General features: G+C 35.6%; 19 protein-coding genes. All 19 read left to right on the forward strand.

Translation table 11 applies throughout. The annotated features are described in order from the left end of the window. Positions 1-161 precede the first annotated feature (161 nt). Positions 162-2,291, forward strand: coding sequence for a type VI secretion system Vgr family protein (locus L5B83_RS09800; protein ID WP_265778341.1), 2,130 nt, complete (start codon positions 162-164; stop codon positions 2,289-2,291). Then, positions 2,292-3,716: a hypothetical protein gene (locus L5B83_RS09805; RefSeq protein WP_250349979.1), complete on the forward strand. Its 1,425-nt coding sequence runs from the start codon at positions 2,292-2,294 to the stop codon at positions 3,714-3,716. Positions 3,717-4,631: 915 nt separating this feature from the next. After that, the gene (locus L5B83_RS09810) at positions 4,632-5,210 is read left to right on the forward strand and encodes a hypothetical protein (protein WP_250349978.1); all 579 of its coding nucleotides are present in this window, start codon (positions 4,632-4,634) and stop codon (positions 5,208-5,210) included. Further along, complete coding sequence (locus L5B83_RS09815; protein WP_265778342.1) at positions 5,201-5,959, forward strand: hypothetical protein; 759 nt, start codon at positions 5,201-5,203, stop codon at positions 5,957-5,959. The genes L5B83_RS09810 and L5B83_RS09815 overlap by 10 nt, the downstream gene beginning before the upstream one ends. Before the next feature lie 196 nt (positions 5,960-6,155). Next, a complete protein-coding gene (locus tag L5B83_RS09820) occupies positions 6,156-6,581 on the forward strand; it encodes a hypothetical protein (protein ID WP_250349977.1) in 426 nt (141 codons plus the stop codon). A gap of 2 nt (positions 6,582-6,583) precedes the next feature. Further along, entirely contained in the window at positions 6,584-7,123 is a 540-nt protein-coding gene (locus L5B83_RS09825; protein WP_250349976.1) for a T6SS effector amidase Tae4 family protein, read from the forward strand. A gap of 5 nt (positions 7,124-7,128) precedes the next feature. After that, complete coding sequence (locus tag L5B83_RS09830; RefSeq protein WP_115261407.1) at positions 7,129-7,587, forward strand: hypothetical protein; 459 nt, start codon at positions 7,129-7,131, stop codon at positions 7,585-7,587. Between the two features lie 959 nt (positions 7,588-8,546). Next, positions 8,547-8,897 carry a hypothetical protein gene (locus tag L5B83_RS09835; protein WP_265778343.1) on the forward strand — a complete coding sequence of 117 codons (351 nt, stop codon included), beginning with the start codon at positions 8,547-8,549 and terminating at the stop codon, positions 8,895-8,897. A gap of 68 nt (positions 8,898-8,965) precedes the next feature. Beyond that, on the forward strand, positions 8,966-9,508 hold the full coding sequence (locus L5B83_RS09840; RefSeq protein WP_250349974.1) for a hypothetical protein: 543 nt from the start codon (positions 8,966-8,968) through the stop codon (positions 9,506-9,508). Between the two features lie 7 nt (positions 9,509-9,515). Then, positions 9,516-9,716: a hypothetical protein gene (locus L5B83_RS09845; protein WP_250349973.1), complete on the forward strand. Its 201-nt coding sequence runs from the start codon at positions 9,516-9,518 to the stop codon at positions 9,714-9,716. Between the two features lie 265 nt (positions 9,717-9,981). Beyond that, positions 9,982-12,153: a type VI secretion system Vgr family protein gene (locus L5B83_RS09850; RefSeq protein ID WP_265778344.1), complete on the forward strand. Its 2,172-nt coding sequence runs from the start codon at positions 9,982-9,984 to the stop codon at positions 12,151-12,153. After that, positions 12,150-12,902, forward strand: coding sequence for an N-acetylmuramoyl-L-alanine amidase (locus L5B83_RS09855; protein ID WP_250350003.1), 753 nt, complete (start codon positions 12,150-12,152; stop codon positions 12,900-12,902). The genes L5B83_RS09850 and L5B83_RS09855 overlap by 4 nt, the downstream gene beginning before the upstream one ends. Then, positions 12,895-13,479 carry a hypothetical protein gene (locus L5B83_RS09860; RefSeq protein ID WP_265778345.1) on the forward strand — a complete coding sequence of 195 codons (585 nt, stop codon included), beginning with the start codon at positions 12,895-12,897 and terminating at the stop codon, positions 13,477-13,479. Before L5B83_RS09855 ends, L5B83_RS09860 begins: the two co-directional genes overlap by 8 nt. A 73-nt stretch (positions 13,480-13,552) precedes the next feature. Continuing rightward, positions 13,553-14,296 (forward strand): N-acetylmuramoyl-L-alanine amidase, encoded by a 744-nt coding sequence (locus L5B83_RS09865; RefSeq protein WP_265778346.1) that lies wholly within the window; start codon positions 13,553-13,555, stop codon positions 14,294-14,296. Beyond that, positions 14,289-14,861: a hypothetical protein gene (locus L5B83_RS09870; RefSeq protein WP_265778347.1), complete on the forward strand. Its 573-nt coding sequence runs from the start codon at positions 14,289-14,291 to the stop codon at positions 14,859-14,861. Before L5B83_RS09865 ends, L5B83_RS09870 begins: the two co-directional genes overlap by 8 nt. 163 nt (positions 14,862-15,024) lie before the next feature. After that, a complete protein-coding gene (locus L5B83_RS09875; protein WP_265778348.1) occupies positions 15,025-17,157 on the forward strand; it encodes a type VI secretion system Vgr family protein in 2,133 nt (710 codons plus the stop codon). Between the two features lie 13 nt (positions 17,158-17,170). After that, on the forward strand, positions 17,171-18,079 hold the full coding sequence (locus tag L5B83_RS09880) for a hypothetical protein (protein WP_265778349.1): 909 nt from the start codon (positions 17,171-17,173) through the stop codon (positions 18,077-18,079). After that, a complete protein-coding gene (locus tag L5B83_RS09885; RefSeq protein ID WP_265778350.1) occupies positions 18,076-18,879 on the forward strand; it encodes a hypothetical protein in 804 nt (267 codons plus the stop codon). The genes L5B83_RS09880 and L5B83_RS09885 overlap by 4 nt, the downstream gene beginning before the upstream one ends. A 23-nt stretch (positions 18,880-18,902) precedes the next feature. Next, positions 18,903-19,390, forward strand: a 488-nt coding sequence (locus tag L5B83_RS09890; protein WP_442780634.1) for a bacteriophage T4 gp5 trimerisation domain-containing protein, incomplete at its 3' end; no start/stop codon positions are given.

A 19,390-nucleotide genomic window follows, 5' to 3' on the forward strand; every position in this document is an offset into this window, starting at 1 on the left:
CTAAAAGACGGATGACAAATTTACACACCACCAAAATAGGCTGACAAAGCTTCTATTATGTACCTCTGTCTTACAGAGTGGTTACGAACTTATTGAGTTTTGGAAATACAGTATGTATTACTATGTCACGCCAGATAAAAAATTTTAATAAGGGATAAACAATGAACACACTAAAATTCCCCGATTTTTCTGTTTCCAAAGGCCTCCACTTCACCCTCGAAGTAGCACAACTGCCGCCTGACACCTTCCGTGTTGTCAAATTCGATTTCGAAGAAGGCTATAATTCCCTCTTTAAACTCTCCATTGTCGCGGCAACACAACATAATCAGCTTCCATTTGGTTCACTACTCGACTGCGCTGCAACCCTTTCCATCTGGCAAGATGGTGAGCGACAACGGAATATCTCCGGTATCGTCACACAAATCAAACTCGGTAAAACCGGTGAACGCTATACCTTTTATCACTTTACCCTCTCCCCTCATCTCTGGCGATTAACCCAAAAAAGACGCTCTCGTATTTTCCAACATACCAGCATTGAAGATATCTTAAAAACCCTGCTGAGCGATTCCGATGTGCTTTTTCACACCATTGATATCGCCTACCGCACAAGACGGGAATATTGTGTGCAATACCGCGAAACCGATTATGAATTTTTCCAACGGATTATCGGTGAAGAAGGCTTGTTTTTCTTTTGTACGGAAGATGAACATAATCAAATTGACCGGCTCTTTATTTACGATGATGCCCATCGTTTATCCAAAGAAGATACCCTCTCCCTTGACTATAATGCCAATCCTACCGTATTACGCCAAGCCCCTCATCTCCGTACCTTCCAATGGACCGAACAAATTCGTCCTTCTGAAGTGTTGTTAAAAGATTACACCTTCAAAAAACCAAATTGGAATGCGGAATATGGCTTACAAGGCACGCAAGAAGAGATTCAATTCCAAGGAGACTACCCTTACTACGACTACCCTGGCCGCTATAAAAATGACAGTGGCGAACGCTTTGCCCAATATCGTCTCGACAGTTTACGCCGTGATGCCCATACGGGCGAGGGAGAAAGTAATCACCCTGCTTTAAGGATAGGTCAGCTCTTACACATTCATCGCCACCCTCGTGCTGACTTCAATCAGCCTTGGCAATTAACTTACATTCAACATCATGGCGAACAACCGCAAGCCTTAGAAGAGGAAAGCCATTTTAGCCAACGTGAAAACACCACCTTTATCACTAATCGTTTTGAATGTCTTTCTCCGGAAAAAACTTTCCGTAGTAATTTCCCTCAAAAACCACAAATCTGTGGCACACAAACTGCGGTAGTCACTGGCCCCAAAGGGGAAGAAATTTTCACGGATTACCAAGGCCGGGTTAAAGTGAAATTTCATTGGGATAAAGGGGAATTCAACGATTCCAGAAGTTCTTGCTGGGTGCGTGTTGCTCAACCTTGGGCGGGGCAAAACTGGGGGATGCTCGCTATTCCACGTGTTGGGCAAGAAGTGGTGGTGAGCTTTTTAGAAGGCGACCCAGACCAACCGCTGATTATTGGACGCGTGTATAATGAGCTGCAAATTCCTCCGGGTAATCTGCCTGCCACCTATACCCAAATGCACATTAAATCAAAAACCTACAAAGGGGAAGGTTACAACAGCATTCTCTTTGAGGATGCCTCGAACCGAGAATTATTTGAAATGCATGCCCAGCGGGATATGACCACAGTGGTTGAGCATGACCAAAAAAATCACATTAAAAACCACCGCACTTTAACAGTTAACGGTAGCCAACGTACTCAAATTGACCAAGGCAGAACCACCCAAATCACCACTGGTAATGACATCAAAACTGTCTTAGCGGGAAACAACCTTGAAACCATCAGCTTACTTAAAGCTATCCAAGCGAAAGAGATTTTCAATGCAGCACACGACCGCATTGAACTTGAAGTGGGTAAACAAACCAGCCTAACGATGGACAATGAAAAAATTCTCCTTCGCTTTGGTAAAAACACGATTTTGATGAATGAAGAAGGCATTTGGTTGGATGGCGTGCATATTGGAATGCAGGAGACAGAAATCGAATTAGCTTCAAACCAATCGCAATATGAAGATAAAAAAATGACTTTACAATATGCAGATATCTATGGAAAATCCCCACAAGGAGAAGAAATCACCCTCACACCATCTAAATCGGGTCAGTCGCTTCAACTTACTGCAGATAGCCAAGGGAAAATAGAGATAGAAGGCACGAGTCTCAACTTTTTTACTGCAACTCAGTCAACAAGGGAGAAAAAGTAGATGTCATCAGCAGCGCATCACAATGAAACTTCAACAAGAAGAAAAGAAGTTCGCTATATTTTCTTACCTGGAGAACCTGTTGAAAAGCTCGCTCGTTCTTGTGATTACACTATTTTATTAGGCACTGTACAAGAAGTTGTGTTCAACTTCCAAACGAAACTATTTACAGATTTAACCGTTGAAATTCTCCCAAGTGAAAAAGATAGCAACAATTTTAGACTCAATGCCGTTTATGATAAACAAACCAAGAAATTAATACATGGCAACTTCTCTATTTCAAATCAAGGCATTCCCTACCGTGTCCAAGTGAGCCGATTTTTTGATGGCACATTTATTGTTCGCTCAAAAGATAAAGAACTGGGACGATACAAAACCACCAGAATAGGCATTCAGACCGAAGAAATAGAAAAACCAGATTTATGGCTAGAGCCTATGTATATTGGATTTTCAGATGTGCCAGACATCAATCAACTACATGGCATTCATAAGGCTCATCAACAAAGTGCTTATAAATGGGTAAAAACGCTTGATCAATTTAATCATCAGGAAGTATTTAAACCCCTCTATCAACCTGAACGCGTTCTTCAGGCTTTTGATGAATTATGGAAAGATAATGGTTATGCTTGCATCAAAAATGAGCCTGAGGAAGTTGGTGTATTCATTTTTTTAGAACCTAAGAAAATATTCAAAAATAAAATCAATGTTCCTCTATCAATTGATCCTTATGGAAGTATTGCCCATAAATATAAAATCGCTCAAGAGATTTCATTAAATGAATTAGATGAATTGAAACTAATTTTAAAACAAGGAGAATATGATGAATTAGAAAATATTTTGCAATACTATGGATTAATCTATCCGACTATTGATTATCTTTCATCTAATAAAAAGTTACTTTCTCTATCTAATAGAAAAATTCAGATAAAATGGGTTAAAGGATACGTTTGTATTGCATTTAAAGGAAGTATCCCAGCCCCTTTGCCTAGTGGAGGACTATCTAGTAAGAGCTATTCCAGTTTAGGAGGTTTTCATATCAGTAAAAATATGACAAGAACAAAATTCGCATTCCAAGAAGTAACAAATTTATCTAACACATTAAAAGGGACTTTTAGCAAATTGTCGACTCTTGCATTTTTCTTAGATGTATGGGGAGATTATGAAGATATTATGAATTCTCAAGAAGGGTCAAAAAGTATTGTTGAATTGCTTGGAAGGGTTGGCATTAATTTAATATCTGCTATTTTAGGATATTATTCATCTTCCTTTATAATATCAACCATCATGGCTGGATTAGCTACTGTAACTACGACAATACCAATATTCTTTGTTATTATGGGCGGCGCACTAATTATAACAGCCATATCTATAATATACTCCAAAGTTTCTAACCAAGGAAAAATTATTCTACACAAAGCATTTGAGTAACATAGCATGAGCAAATCAAAAATAATATTATTACCCCATAATAGAATATCTAAATACTCTTTAATTGCATTTTTTATGATGTTTATATTTGTATTTTCACATCAATTAATTATATATAATAGCTTTGAACATGGCCGATTAAAGCACATACTTTATACATATGTAACATTTGAGGCGATATACCTTTTATGTTTTTATCTACTACTTAATTTCCTGAATAAAAATGGCAAGGTAATACCGTCCATGATTATAAGAAGTGCATTTTTCAACATGCCAACCACAACTTTCATCTTGTTTTTTCCAACTGTTTTAATTCAGATTATCAATAACAAATATTTTTTAATATTCTTTTTCCTATACTTATTACTCACTCTCTTTATATCTTTTCTCTATACATATGAATATAATGATAACAATCTCATAGAAAGAAGTAAAAAACATTGGTTAAAAAAAGAAGAGAAGAATAACGAGACGCTATTTATAAATGATTACTCATTACCAAAACTACTACAGTGGAATAACATGTTTTTCTTAATTGGGTTTCTTCCAGCAACAGCATTAATCCTTTTTTATTTCATAGTAAGATTTAATCAAAAATATGACATCTATTATTCTACTGGCATAATGTTATTCACCACCACCTTTATATATCCAACATTTTGTTACTGGGGGATAATAATAAAAACCTACTTAAATAAAAAGAAAAAACACAAATAAAAATAATAGATTGAGTTATTTAAAGTCAAAAAAGAAGCTAATCTCTCAAAAATCCCCTTACAATACTATCCTTTTGGAACACCAGTCGAACGCTATAAAACAGCACAAACAGTTGAGGTAAGGGAATTAGAACATATCCTTGAAGATAAAGAATATAAGGAGCTTATAGAGATTCTCCAATATTACGCTAACGATGACATGGCTTTAGTTAAAGATACAATTGATTACACATTAGAAAATAAACATTGGATAAAAGCAATGAGTCATAAAGTCGAAGTAAAATGGATAAACGGATATTTAGCCATTGTATTTAAAGGAAAAACTCCTGCTTTTGGATTTAGATATGCTGGATTAGCGCATGAAAAATTAAAAGGTGTAACCGGAGGAATTCATATTAGTAAAAATATTAAACGGATTTGGCTATCCGCAAAAGAAGTACTATCCATCAAATCATTAGCTAAAGCAAATTTCTCCGGCCCATTAGCCGCAACAGGATTCGTGATTGATGTCATTTTGGATTATGATACAGTAGTGTTGGATGAATCAGGGAGTCGAGATATTGTAGAGTTATTAGGAAGAATTGGGTTATCTTTTTTGGGCGGAATAGCTACTGTGACGATAAGTTCTATATTGACTTCTTTAATATTATCTATTTCCGGATTTATGCCCGCTTTCCCTGTAATATTAATCTTCTTACTTAGTGGCGTTGTTATTGTCAGTATAGGTTATGCTATTAACCAAGCCATTGATTACATAAAGGATGAAACATGGAACTAAAATATTTAAACAAAAATAGTAGGTTTATTTTTAATAAATATAAAACAGGTGTAGGATCTTATAAATTTATATTAACAGTCTTTTTTATTTTTTTAATCATACAATATGCAATCCTCTTCTTTACAGACCTTAATATCCCAATAGAAAAGAAAAATAAGTTAATAGTGTTGTTTTTGATAGGAGAGCTTACCTATCTATTTTTATTCTATCTCATAACACAATTCCTTTCAAAAAAGAATAATATTATTGCATTAATGTATCTTCATTCTACCATCTTTGGTATGGGATGCATGAGTATTGTATTGCTCTTTTTTCCAGCTTATGTTTTAAGTTATTTTCTATACCCTGAATTATACTTAAATCTTATTCTTATACTCTCTTTCCTTCTGTTTGTAGCAATAATTCACGTCATTAGAATCAATGAAGAAAAGTTAATTATAGATAGCCTTTCTATTTTTTCTGGTAAAAAATCTTCTAAAGAGATCGTAAGTTTAGATAACTTGGCAAAGAGTAAAATTTTAAAGTATGCCCTTTATATTATCTTAACCATTTTTATAATCAGTATGTTCCAATCTACTCGGAGTCGGCACGCAGAAAATGGACTTTACTATGTTCTCCAAACTGCAATTATAGGAAATTGTGCAATATTGTATTCAGATATGTGTTATGTATTACTCATAATCAAAATAGAAACAAAAAGATTAATAAAAATATGTAATAGCGATAATAAAAATCCAAAAATTAAATAAATATTGTAGAAGTTAAAACTTCTATATAAGCTACCTTTAACTAAGGTAAAAAAACAAACTTTTATAACATAGATAATAAATTATTTCGTTGTGAGCAACTCACCTCGGAAAACTATGATTTAATTCAAAAACACAATATAAAAACCATTATCAATAAGAGATTTTCAACGCGGCACACGACCGTATTGAGCTTGAAGTGGGCAAACAAACCAGCCTGACGATGGACAATGAAAAGATTCTCCTTCGCTTTGGTAAAAACACGATTTTGATGAATGAAGAAGGGATTTGGTTGGATGGCGTGCATATTGGAATGCAGGAGAAGGAGTTGCAAGTGCCGGATAATACTGGAGAGCCAAAACCAGATGGAGAAATTATTCAATTATATTGGTCTTATGGCGAGGAGTTAATTAAGTTAGAGGATCTTTCTCGTCATTATACGGACTTAAATTTACATATAGTCAAAGAGAATGGCAGAGTGGGCGATAAAGTCGAAGCTATAATTGAATATGAAACAGAAAATGGAAAAGAAAATGTGATTGTAAGCGGTATTATTGGCAATAATAGCGAAGCAGTCATAAGAAATGTTTTTGAAAAAAGAAATCTAAGTTTTAATAAGGAATAATTATGGCAACAATTACTGCTCGGGCAGGAAACAGAAAGCGCTCTATAAAGGTGAGAAGACCGCCTTGGGATAAGGTATATGAGGGATATCCTAAACGAGAAGATCCCACTTCAATAACAAATGAAAATGATGAATATGCTGAATTAGTATTTATATCAATAATGGGGGAGAATTATGACAGAAATATCTTTATAAATGCCTGTGCTACAAGATTATCCCTCGCTTTATTAAATGGAGGAATGAAACCACCTAGGAACTACCCAATTATAAAAGGAAAATTTGCAGGTAAAGGTGTGATTGTCAGTGCGGCAAAAATGATCGAATGGTTAAAAAAGCAGTTTGGTTCTCCGGAGGTTTTTATAAGATATCCAGAATCCTTGCAAGAAATACAAAATGCAATTGGAAACCGTAAAGGTATTTATGGCATGATAGCTAAAGACCCTAAATGGGCTAGTGGACATGTTACTCTATGGCATAAAAATAATGCAATTGGAGGACATAATTATTTTTTAGAAGCAAAAAAATATATTTCTGGGAGTTAAAATAAATGAAGAAATTAAATGTAATAATATTTTCACTACTCAGTAGTTTATCTGCATCAGGAAATTTAGAAAATATAAAAAAAGATTATGCCTCAGATGGCGAATTATATGGCCAGTTTTTAGACTTAGGAAATAGCGTCTGCCTAGATAATGTTTTATATTCACAAGGTTTTTATAAAAAAAATAACCATTACTTTTTTAAAAAACATTCTCAAACATTAAATGGTTTAAACTCTAAGTTTGACTATTACTATAAGTGGAGTGATATAAAAATAATTTTAAATAAATACTACAATGAAAACATTAACAACACTATTAAAAAATATAAATTAAAGGATGAATATTTTAAGTTGGAATATAGCTCTCCAACATTTATCTGTAAGGATCTATTTACTGACAATAAAAAACTAAAGAAGTTGTATAAGGATTTTATATATAAATATAATTTATCTGACTTAAAATAATTTTAAGTTTTAAAAGCGCGACTATAATAATTGAAATCGGGAATTACATATTGAAATTGACCAAGGCAGAACCACCCAAATCACCACCGGTAATGACACAAAAGTAAAAGTTATAAAATATATAAAATCAATGACGCCTCATTAGATAAAACATAACTTTTTTTGAGGACTTATGATAATAGTAATGAACCACCTAATAATTTCAACAAAAAAGAGATATGTAAAAAATATGGAAAGGTTATAAACAAATATAATTTGTTTTATAGAAACTGCACAACAGTTACTATTGACTCATTAAAGTATGCTGGCACAAACATATTTAATATTGAATTAAAAGACTCTTCCGATAATATAGAATATAGATACAAAATAGAAGGAATCATTGCACCATTAGAATTAGGAAACTTTATGGAGACTAGAAAAATATCCTCAACTAACATTAGTGACTTCACATCACAAATAAAGTCCTACTTCAACTAAAAAGAGATGAAATATGAAATACATACTATTTACAATCCTTGCCATTTTTTTTGCATTAATAATAATCGATATCAACCTAAATATAAAATATAGTATATTCGTTGATGAAACTATGGATCACACCCTTTACAAGAGGATATTTTCTTTTTTTTATTCTTGCAATCATATTCTGTCAATTCACTTTCTTTTTAGTTTTTTTTCAAAAAGAAGAAAATATTTTATTTTCTTATCTTTAATCACGCTCTCTATATTAATTGGCGGATGGGCTTTCATAAATGCCACTAACTCATTTAAATCGAACATAGAAAGAGAGGTTATTTCGATATATCTTGAATATTTTTTATTATTTTTTATCTCTGTTTTGTTATTTATATCGAAGACTTATATTAAAATAAAAAATTGAAACTATATAAACAACATATATACATAAAGTCTATTCTTAGATTCCTAAAGGAGTAATATTATAGAAAGGAGTTAAAATGAGACTTATTCTATTATTTTTGTTTTTAAGCGTACCCTGCTTTGCTAAAGAAAAAGAGGTATTTTTAGACTTTAGAGATTATGCTTTAAAACTATGTTTAACTATAAACTACAAAGAGCTTGGCATTGAATTAAATGATGCTTCTAAGTTATCCGAAAATCATTCGGTACAGGAAATATATGATTTAATGAATTTTGTAACTCAAAAAATGAATGAATTTCATAAACAAAAATATATAATTCACATGGAGGAAAGAAAAGATATTATAGCTAATGATATATTCTTACAATGCATTAGTTTTTATAAATCAAAAGAGCTGTCTGATTTTGTTGAAAGTTTAGAAAAATAATAATTTATGCCGTATGCTCATTAGTAAAAATACTAAAGAACAAATTTTATTTTTAGAGTTAAGATGATATGCCAAATAAAAAGTTTTTATTAATACTTTTATTTTTTATAATTAATAATAGCAATGCATCCAACTTGCTTACACAAGTAAAAGAAAAACTTTCTAATGACGAGTTAGCTCTGGAGCAATTCCAATATTTAGGGACATTACATTGTCTAGATGTAAGAATAGGAATGGAAAAGAACTCATTATTCACTAATAAATATATACATCTTTATAATAACCTTTACCCCCTCCCTAGATTATTTAAAAGTAATAAATTACTGGAAAAATATATTATTATTGAAAAAGATGTTATCTTTCCAAAAAAAGGAGTTATGCTGGATAAATATTTCCACAATGACCTTAATTTCTGTTTAAAATTATATTCATCATCTAACATAAAAAAACAATACTTAAACTTTATCTCTAAAAAGATTAACTATATAGATGAAGATCCTGATTCTTCTGAATATGAGGATGAAAAAACTATAAGAGAAAATATGCTAGACTATATCAATAGAGGAAAATTAGACGTACATAGGTTTTTAGATGGGCTTCCAAAAGAATAAAAGAAAAATGAACAATAAGCAAACACAAGCCAACGGCATTATTCGCCAACAACGCTTTCTAGGTGCTTATTATAAATATCAAGTGGAAGTGGCTGGACAGTCTTTGAATGTGATTAGCCAACACGAATTTCCCTTACATAGTGCAGTGCAAATTGACTTAAAAAATGGCGTTACGCCGTTGTTATTTAGCGAAATGCTAGAGGGATAATTGTCGATAAAAATGCCATAAATGTATCCTTTATAATACATAAGCCTTTTGAAGCGGAAAATTTCCTTACAAATTATTTGTTCTCATTCGAGAGAGGCGTTTTTTTAATTTATCATACCTTTGCTAAAAGGAGGGGCAAGGTAATAAAAAAATTGTTGTTGGAAGCATATATAGGTTGATTATCATACAATCTTCCAATTGTGACTTTATTCAAGTTAGCTTATATTATCATCAATAAAAAACGAATATTTAATAAGGGATAACAATGAACACACTAAAATTCCCCGATTTTTCTGTTTCCAAAGACCTCCACTTCACCCTCGAAGTAGCACAACTGCCGCCTGACACCTTCCGTGTTGTCAAATTCGATTTCGAAGAAGGCTATAATTCCCTCTTTAAACTCTCCATTGTCGCGGCAACACAACATAACCAGCTTCCATTTGGTTCACTACTCGACTGTGCAGCAACCCTTTCCATCTGGCAAGATGGTGAGCGACAACGGAATATCTCCGGTATCGTCACACAAATCAAACTCGGTAAAACCGGTGAACGCTATACCTTTTATCACTTTACCCTCTCCCCTCATCTCTGGCGATTAACCCAAAAAAGACGCTCGCGCATTTTCCAACATACCAGTATTGAAGCTATCTTAAAAACCCTGCTAAGCGATTCCGATGTGCTTTTTCACACCATTGATATCGCCTACCGCACAAGACGGGAATATTGTGTGCAATACCGTGAAACCGATTATGAATTTTTCCAACGGATTATCGGTGAAGAAGGCTTGTTTTTCTTTTGTACGGAAGATGAACATAATCAAATTGACCGGCTCTTTATTTACGATGATGCCCATCGTTTATCCAAGGAAGATACCCTCTCCCTTGACTATAATGCCAATCCTACCGTATTACGCCAAGCCCCTCATCTCCGTACCTTCCAATGGACCGAACAAATTCGTCCTTCTGAAGTGTTGTTAAAAGATTACACCTTCAAAAAACCAAACTGGAATGCGGAATATGGCTTACAAGGCACACAAGAAGAGATTCAATTCCAAGGAGACTACCCTTACTACGACTACCCTGGCCGCTATAAAAATGACAGTGGCGAACGCTTTGCCCAATATCGTCTCGACAGTTTACGCCGTGATGCCCATATGGGCGAGGGAGAAAGTAATCACCCAGCTTTAAGAATAGGCCAACTCTTACACATTCATCGCCATCCTCGTGCTGACTTCAATCAGCCTTGGCAATTAACTTACATTCAACATCATGGCGAACAACCGCAAGCCTTGGAAGAGGAAAGCCATTTTAGCCAACGTGAAAACACCACCTTTATCACTAATCGTTTTGAATGTCTTTCTCCGGAGAAAACTTTCCGTAGTAATTTCCCTCAAAAACCACAAATCTGTGGCACACAAACTGCGGTAGTCACAGGCCCCAAAGGGGAAGAAATTTTCACGGATTACCAAGGCCGAGTGAAAGTGAAATTTCATTGGGATAAAGGGGAATTCAACGATTCCAGAAGTTCCTGCTGGGTACGTGTTGCTCAACCTTGGGCAGGGCAAAACTGGGGGATGCTCGCTATTCCGCGTGTTGGGCAAGAAGTGGTGGTGAGCTTTTTAGAAGGCGACCCTGACCAACCACTGATTATTGGACGCGTGTATAATGAACTACAAATCCCACCAGGTAATCTGCCTGCCACCTATACCCAAATGCACATTAAATCAAAAACCTACAAGGGGGAAGGTTACAACAGCATTCTCTTTGAGGATGCCGCGAGCCGAGAATTATTTGAAATGCACGCCCAGCGGGATATGACCACAGTGGTTGAGCATGACCAAAAAAATCACATCAAAAACCACCGCACTTTAACGGTTAACGGTAACCAACGTACTCAAATTGACCAAGGCAGAACCACCCAAATCACCACCGGTAATGACATCAAAACCGTCTTAGCGGGAAACAATCTTGAAACCATCAGCTTACTTAAAGCTATCCAAGCGAAAGAGATTTTCAACGCGGCACACGACCGTATTGAGCTTGAAGTGGGCAAACAAACCAGCCTGACGATGGACAATGAAAAGATTCTCCTTCGCTTTGGTAAAAACACAATTTTAATGAATGAAGAAGGGATTTGGTTGGATGGCGTCCATATTGGAATGCAGGAGAAGGAGTTGCAAGTGCCGGATAATACCGGAGAGCCTAAAAAAGAATCTCATTACATCGCGAAGGTTCTCGTAACAGATAAAGCTACTGGAGAAATTTTAGCTCATCGACCTTGTGAAATTGAATTTTCATCAGGAAAACGAATTAAACAAGAAACAGATCAAAATGGCTATTTATATATTCAAAGCAACCAAAAAGAAACTGTAAATATTCATGTACTGTTTAAATCACCAAAAAGACTCTTACAAGCTAATGAGGTTATTGAAGAATGAATCAACAAATAACTACAACGATAGGATTGGAAAAAGAATATGAAGCTAAAGAGCATGTTATAAAAACGAATGACAAAGCAGCAACAAGGCAGACTATTATTAATAGAGTGAATAATAACCTAAAGGAAAGGTTCGGAACACAATTTATTGAACGCTCTGGTTGGAAAGCTAAACCGCCTAAGAAAAAACTCACCGAAAGCTGGAACTATAATGCAATCGTCATTCACCATCAAGGAAATTCAAATTTCGGTTTCTGTTGTGGAGACCCAATCAACGAAACACAGAAAATTCAACAATCTGAAATGAAAGGATCTCAAAATTTTGATGATATCGGTTACCACTATATTGTAAGCTGTGAAGGAAATATTTTAGAAGGAAGAGATATTAGATTTCAAGGTTCTCATGTAAATTGGAATAATTCCAATAAAATAGGGATATTATTACTTGGTGATTATTCAGAAAGAGGTGAAATGAATTGGCATAATATAGAAGAAGCAAAGGATTACCTTATAGATCATCTAGACTTTTTTCATTCACTCAGTGTCCCAGAAATTCAAGGATATGCTTGCATTACTTTAATTGAAGCATTGCTATCAGTGTTCTTTATTAAACAACTAGGAGGACATCGAGAATTTGCCTTACCAGGCGATCATCGAACGTGTCCAGGAAATATAGGAATGCAATTTGTTACCTATTTAAGACAAAATTTTCAACTATCTGCACCAGAAAAAGGAACAATTAATGAATAAAAAACTCTATAAATTTTATAAATGTTCAACAATCTTATTGTTTATCTCTAACCTAATATTGACTAGTATGATTATGTTTTTTAATAGCGAAATAGGTATAGTAAGAACAACTACAGAATTTGGGGATAATTACGGTTTTTTTTATAAGAAGAAAGATATGCACAGGATTTATTATTTTGATCCTATAGGAGAACAAGACCTAGATCAGCTTTCTAATGATGCATTTCACGAGCTGTCTGAATACTGTGCTGCTGCAAGTGAAAATAATTACAGACATAAAATTTCTTGTGGTCCTTATTTTAATAAGGAAGTAAAAAGAAGGGCCTCTCTACGTCCTCATTCTTTTATTTTAACATATAATGGTGAAATATATAGAAATAGTCCTTATATTATGCAATATGATAGAAAAACTATAGAGGGTATAACAAATGATAAAGGAGAGACAGAAACCGTTTACGTTAGCGATAAAAATGATGTACATATAGAAATTGATTGGGAAGCTTATAAAAAACAGATGAAAACCCAAGATAATAAAAAGCTAGAAAATATACCTTTAGAGACAGAAGAAAAACAATAAAAAAACACCTCACTTAAGACATTAATACTAAAACAATCAAAAATATACCACACGCTAATAAGGTTATTGAAAAATGAATAAAAATAAAACAACTGAAGTGAAACTAAAAAAAGATATCTGTGAGATTAAAAACATTCAGCTTAATGACAAAGCTGCAACAAGACAAGCTATTATCAATTACATTGAAAAAAATCTCATACTAGGAATTTCAAATAAATTTATTGAACGCTCAGAATGGAATGCCAGAAAACCCAAGAAAGAATTATCGGATGATTGGAATTATACGGATATTGTTATCCATCATCAAGGAAACGCATCATTTGGAACAGAATGTGTACCAGTATTTGAAGTAGCGCATAGTATACAAAACGAACACATGAGTGGTAAGTTCGATGATATAGGATATCACTACATTGTTGCCTGTGATGGTCAAATAGCTGAGGGGAGAGATATTAGATTCCAAGGCTCCCATGTTAATGAGAACAATTTTCACAAAGTAGGAATATTATTAACTGGGGATTATTCAGAAAGAGGTGAAGTTGATTGGAAGAAGAAAAAAGATAAAAAAGAGTATCTTATAGACCACCTAGACTTTTTCTACTCCTCTAGCATTCCTAAATCTCAAAAATATGCTTGTATTATTTTAATTGAGGCATTGCTATCAGTGTTCTGTATTAAACAACTAGGAGGGCATCGAGAGTTTGCTTTATCAAATGATCACCGCACTTGTCCAGGAAATGTAGGAATGCAATTTGTTACCTATTTAAGACAGCATTTTCAACTAGACGCACCAGAAAAAGGAAAAATTAATGAATAAAAAATTTTATAAATGCACAACAATCTTATTATGTCTTTCTAATCTTATATTGATTGGAGTTGTTATATTTTTTAATAGTGAAATAGGATTTGTTAAAGTGAGTGGTGAATTTGGTCCGGGCTATGGTTTTTTTTATAAGAAAAAAGATATGCACAGAATCTTCTATATTGACCCAGTTGGTGAACGAAACTTAGACCGACTATCTGATGAGGATTTTAATGAATTATCTGAATATTGTGCTGCATTGAATGAGGATAATTATTGGTATAAGGCGGATTGCGGCCCTCATTTTATTAAGGAAGTAAAAAGAAGAGAGACAATAAAAAGAGTAGAGATCCCTGAAAAAATCAAAAGTCCTCACCGTTTTAGGTTATTAGGAGAAAGTGAGCCATATAGAAATATGCCCTATATTATGCATTTTGATGGAGAAACCGTAAAAGGAATTACCAATGAGAACGGAGAAACAGAGGAGGTTTATGTTGCAGATGAAGATGAAGATAATATTGATATAGAAATTGATTGGGACGCTTATTTTGGTAAAGAAGTGGATGAGTATAGCAAATAAGACTAAAAGACGGATGACAAATTTACACACCACCAAAATAGGCTGACAAAGCTTCTATTATGTACCTCTGTCTTACAGAGTGGTTACGAACTTATTGAGTTTTGGAAATACAGTATGTATTACTATGTCACGCCAGATAAAAAATTTTAATAAGGGATAAACAATGAACACACTAAAATTCCCCGATTTTTCTGTTTCCAAAGGCCTCCACTTCACCCTCGAAGTAGCACAACTGCCGCCTGACACCTTCCGTGTTGTCAAATTCGATTTCGAAGAAGGCTATAATTCCCTCTTTAAACTCTCCATTGTCGCGGCAACACAACATAATCAGCTTCCATTTGGTTCACTACTCGACTGCGCTGCAACCCTTTCCATCTGGCAAGATGGTGAGCGACAACGGAATATCTCCGGTATCGTCACACAAATCAAACTCGGTAAAACCGGTGAACGCTATACCTTTTATCACTTTACCCTCTCCCCTCATCTCTGGCGATTAACCCAAAAAAGACGCTCTCGTATTTTCCAACATACCAGCATTGAAGATATCTTAAAAACCCTGCTGAGCGATTCCGATGTGCTTTTTCACACCATTGATATCGCCTACCGCACAAGACGGGAATATTGTGTGCAATACCGCGAAACCGATTATGAATTTTTCCAACGGATTATCGGTGAAGAAGGCTTGTTTTTCTTTTGTACGGAAGATGAACATAATCAAATTGACCGGCTCTTTATTTACGATGATGCCCATCGTTTATCCAAAGAAGATACCCTCTCCCTTGACTATAATGCCAATCCTACCGTATTACGCCAAGCCCCTCATCTCCGTACCTTCCAATGGACCGAACAAATTCGTCCTTCTGAAGTGTTGTTAAAAGATTACACCTTCAAAAAACCAAATTGGAATGCGGAATATGGCTTACAAGGCACGCAAGAAGAGATTCAATTCCAAGGAGACTACCCTTACTACGACTACCCTGGCCGCTATAAAAATGACAGTGGCGAACGCTTTGCCCAATATCGTCTCGACAGTTTACGCCGTGATGCCCATACGGGCGAGGGAGAAAGTAATCACCCAGCTTTAAGGATAGGTCAGCTCTTACACATTCATCGCCATCCTCGTGCTGACTTCAATCAGCCTTGGCAATTAACTTACATTCAACATCATGGAGAACAACCGCAAGCCTTGGAAGAGGAAAGCCATTTTAGTCAACGTGAAAACACCACCTTTATCACTAATCGTTTTGAATGTCTTTCTCCGGAGAAAACTTTCCGTAGTAATTTCCCTCAAAAACCACAAATCTGTGGCACACAAACTGCGGTAGTCACAGGCCCCAAAGGGGAAGAAATTTTCACGGATTACCAAGGCCGGGTTAAAGTGAAATTTCATTGGGATAAAGGGGAATTCAACGATTCCAGAAGTTCTTGCTGGGTGCGTGTTGCTCAACCTTGGGCGGGGCAAAACTGGGGGATGCTCGCTATTCCACGTGTTGGGCAAGAAGTGGTGGTGAGCTTTTTAGAAGGCGACCCAGACCAACCGCTGATTATTGGACGCGTGTATAATGAGCTGCAAATTCCTCCGGGTAATCTGCCTGCCACCTATACCCAAATGCACATTAAATCAAAAACCTACAAAGGGGAAGGTTACAACAGCATTCTCTTTGAGGATGCCTCGAACCGAGAATTATTTGAAATGCATGCCCAGCGGGATATGACCACACTGGTTGAACATGACCAAAAAAATCACATCAAAAACCACCGCACTTTAACGGTTAACGGTAGCCAACGCACTCAAATTGACCAAGGCAGAACCACCCAAATCACCACCGGTAATGACATCAAAACCGTCTTAGCGGGAAATAATCTTGAAACCATCAGCTTACTTAAAGCTATCCAAGCGAAAGAGATTTTCAACGCGGCACACGACCGTATTGAGCTTGAAGTGGGCAAACAAACCAGCCTGACGATGGACAATGAAAAGATTCTCCTTCGCTTTGGTAAAAACACGATTTTGATGAATGAAGAAGGCATTTGGTTAGATGGCGTGCATATTGGAATGCAGGAGAAAGAAATTGAAAAAGAGAATTTTTTAACAGAAGGCATTCAACCCTATAGCCATAGCTTTATACTCCAAGATAAATCGGGTAATCCATACAAAAATATGCCTTATATCATACGTTATGATGGTAAAACCTTAACAGGTATCAGTGATAATGAAGGAAAAACGCGTCCAATTTACACTCAAGACGAAACAAAAGTAGATGTACAAATTGATTGGAAAGCGCTATATAAATAATAAGGAGCAATAAATGCCAACTCCCATCATAACCAAAACCAAAACGCAACCCATTGAAAATAACAGCTATACGATACACGCTGAAGATGCTTATTTTCTTGTACTTGGCTTTGAGGTCAATAAATCACCTTTAACTAACCCTAATTTTGAAGAGGAAATGAAACAAAATCAGGAGGAAGATAATAAGCCTCAACAATCCGCTTATCAACGAATTTCCATAGAGGATGATGAGGGACATTTCGAAACAGACATGCCTGTTCATCAGGTACTCTCTGACCCTGGGCATGCATTTATGTATTTGGTTAAAAACCTAAATGCCACCATTTTCTTAAGTGTAGGCCCTTTAGCTAATGATGCTGAACGATTAGCTGAATATAGAAAAACCTATCAACTCCCTGACCAAGAACAAATTAATCAGATGTTAGCCCCTTATCCTGCCGCTCAGGTCGGCTATGGACTCGGACAGGACTTCAATCGTGCTTATGGAATAGCGACCGCCGACTACCGAATATCCGAAAAAGTCACCTTGTTTCAATTAAAAATTACCGAAGCGCAGTATGAAGCCATTTATAAAAATGTGGTACGAATCAGAAACGGAATAGAACAACGAGAGCAATATTATAATATTGCAAACAATTATACCTGTGCAAAAGTGGTAAGGGATGATGCCATTGGAAATATTTTACCTGATTTACCTTGGGGAAGAAGTGCTGTGATGACAGGGCATATCCAAGCAATTAATCCTTATGCGTTTTATGACCAAATGCAGGAATATGAAGCACAGAATGAACTTGTTGGACGAAAAGTAATCGATAAAGGAAAAGAAAATATAACAAAAAGGTTTTGGGATGAATTTATTACCGCCATTCGAGATAACGAACAACCGTATGATGTCTTCTGGGAACTGGAGAAAACACGATGAATCTACTTAGAAAAACTTTAGTAAGCTTCTGTTGCTGCCTTATTTATATCACCTGCTCTGCCGAATCCTCTTCTAATAAGGACATAAATAAGGAATATATTCGTATCTATCATATAACCCCTAAACACGCCTACCAATTTACACCACAAGATATTGCTATTGTTAAAAAATTAATTTGGAGTAGCTTAAATGTTCTTGGTCAAAAATCTAGCATAGCAGGCGAGATCGCTAAATTAGGCACGCCTTTTGAAGGCGGGGAAGTTCTGCCTAAAAAATTCTTTTCGCCCATTCGATATGGAGAGATTTTTAACTATCACACCTTCGAAAAAAGACGTGAAGGCAATAAAGAAATTTTTATTAAGGGCATATACGGTAGCCAAATTAACAAACGCTTCAATAAAAAATATTGGGATTTTGCCGAAATAAGCATCTGGAACGATAATTATGGGCAAGCAACCCACTTTTTAGACCGTGATTTTGAAGAATTTAATTTAACGTTTAAAGAAAAATTCTTCTTTCTCGATTTATCACCCAAAGATCAAAGAATATACGGCATTGATGAAGAGAAATATATTGGTAGAGATAGATGCTACGCGATTTATCGTTTTGAACGTGTTATTGGAAAGGAGGAATACCACTTTTATTTTTGTGTAAATCGTGAGAATTACGATGAACACGCACCTTATCCTAATAAGTGGGGAAATCTAGCCATAATACGGGTAGATGATCCAGCCCCAGACAAATCACGTTACAAAGTTGTACCATATAAAGCAACAACGCTGCCTAATTGGGGGAAATAAGTAATAAAGATAAGGAGCAATAAATGCCAACTCCCATCATAACCAAAACCAAGACGCAACCCATTGAAAATAACAGCTATACGATACACGCCGAAGTGAGCTTTTTAGAAGGCGACCCTGACCAACCGCTGATTATTGGACGCGTGTATAATGAGCTACAAATCCCACCGGGTAATCTGCCTGCTACCTATACCCAAATGCACATTAAATCGAAAACCTACAAAGGGGAAGGTTACAACAGCATTCTCTTTGAGGATGCCGCGAACCGAGAATTATTTGAAATGCATGCCCAGCGGGATATGACCACCCTGGTTGAGCATGACCAAAAAAATCACATCAAAAACCACCGCACTTTAACGGTTAACGGTAGCCAACGTACTCAAATTGACCAAGGCAGAACCATCCAAATCACCACCGGTAATGACATCAAAACCGTCTTAGCGGGAAACAATCTTGAAACCATCAGCTTACTTAAAGCTATCCAAGCGAAAGAGATTTTCAACTATGCTCA

Source organism: Avibacterium sp. 21-599, from assembly GCF_026226765.1.
GTDB lineage: Bacteria > Pseudomonadota > Gammaproteobacteria > Enterobacterales > Pasteurellaceae > Avibacterium.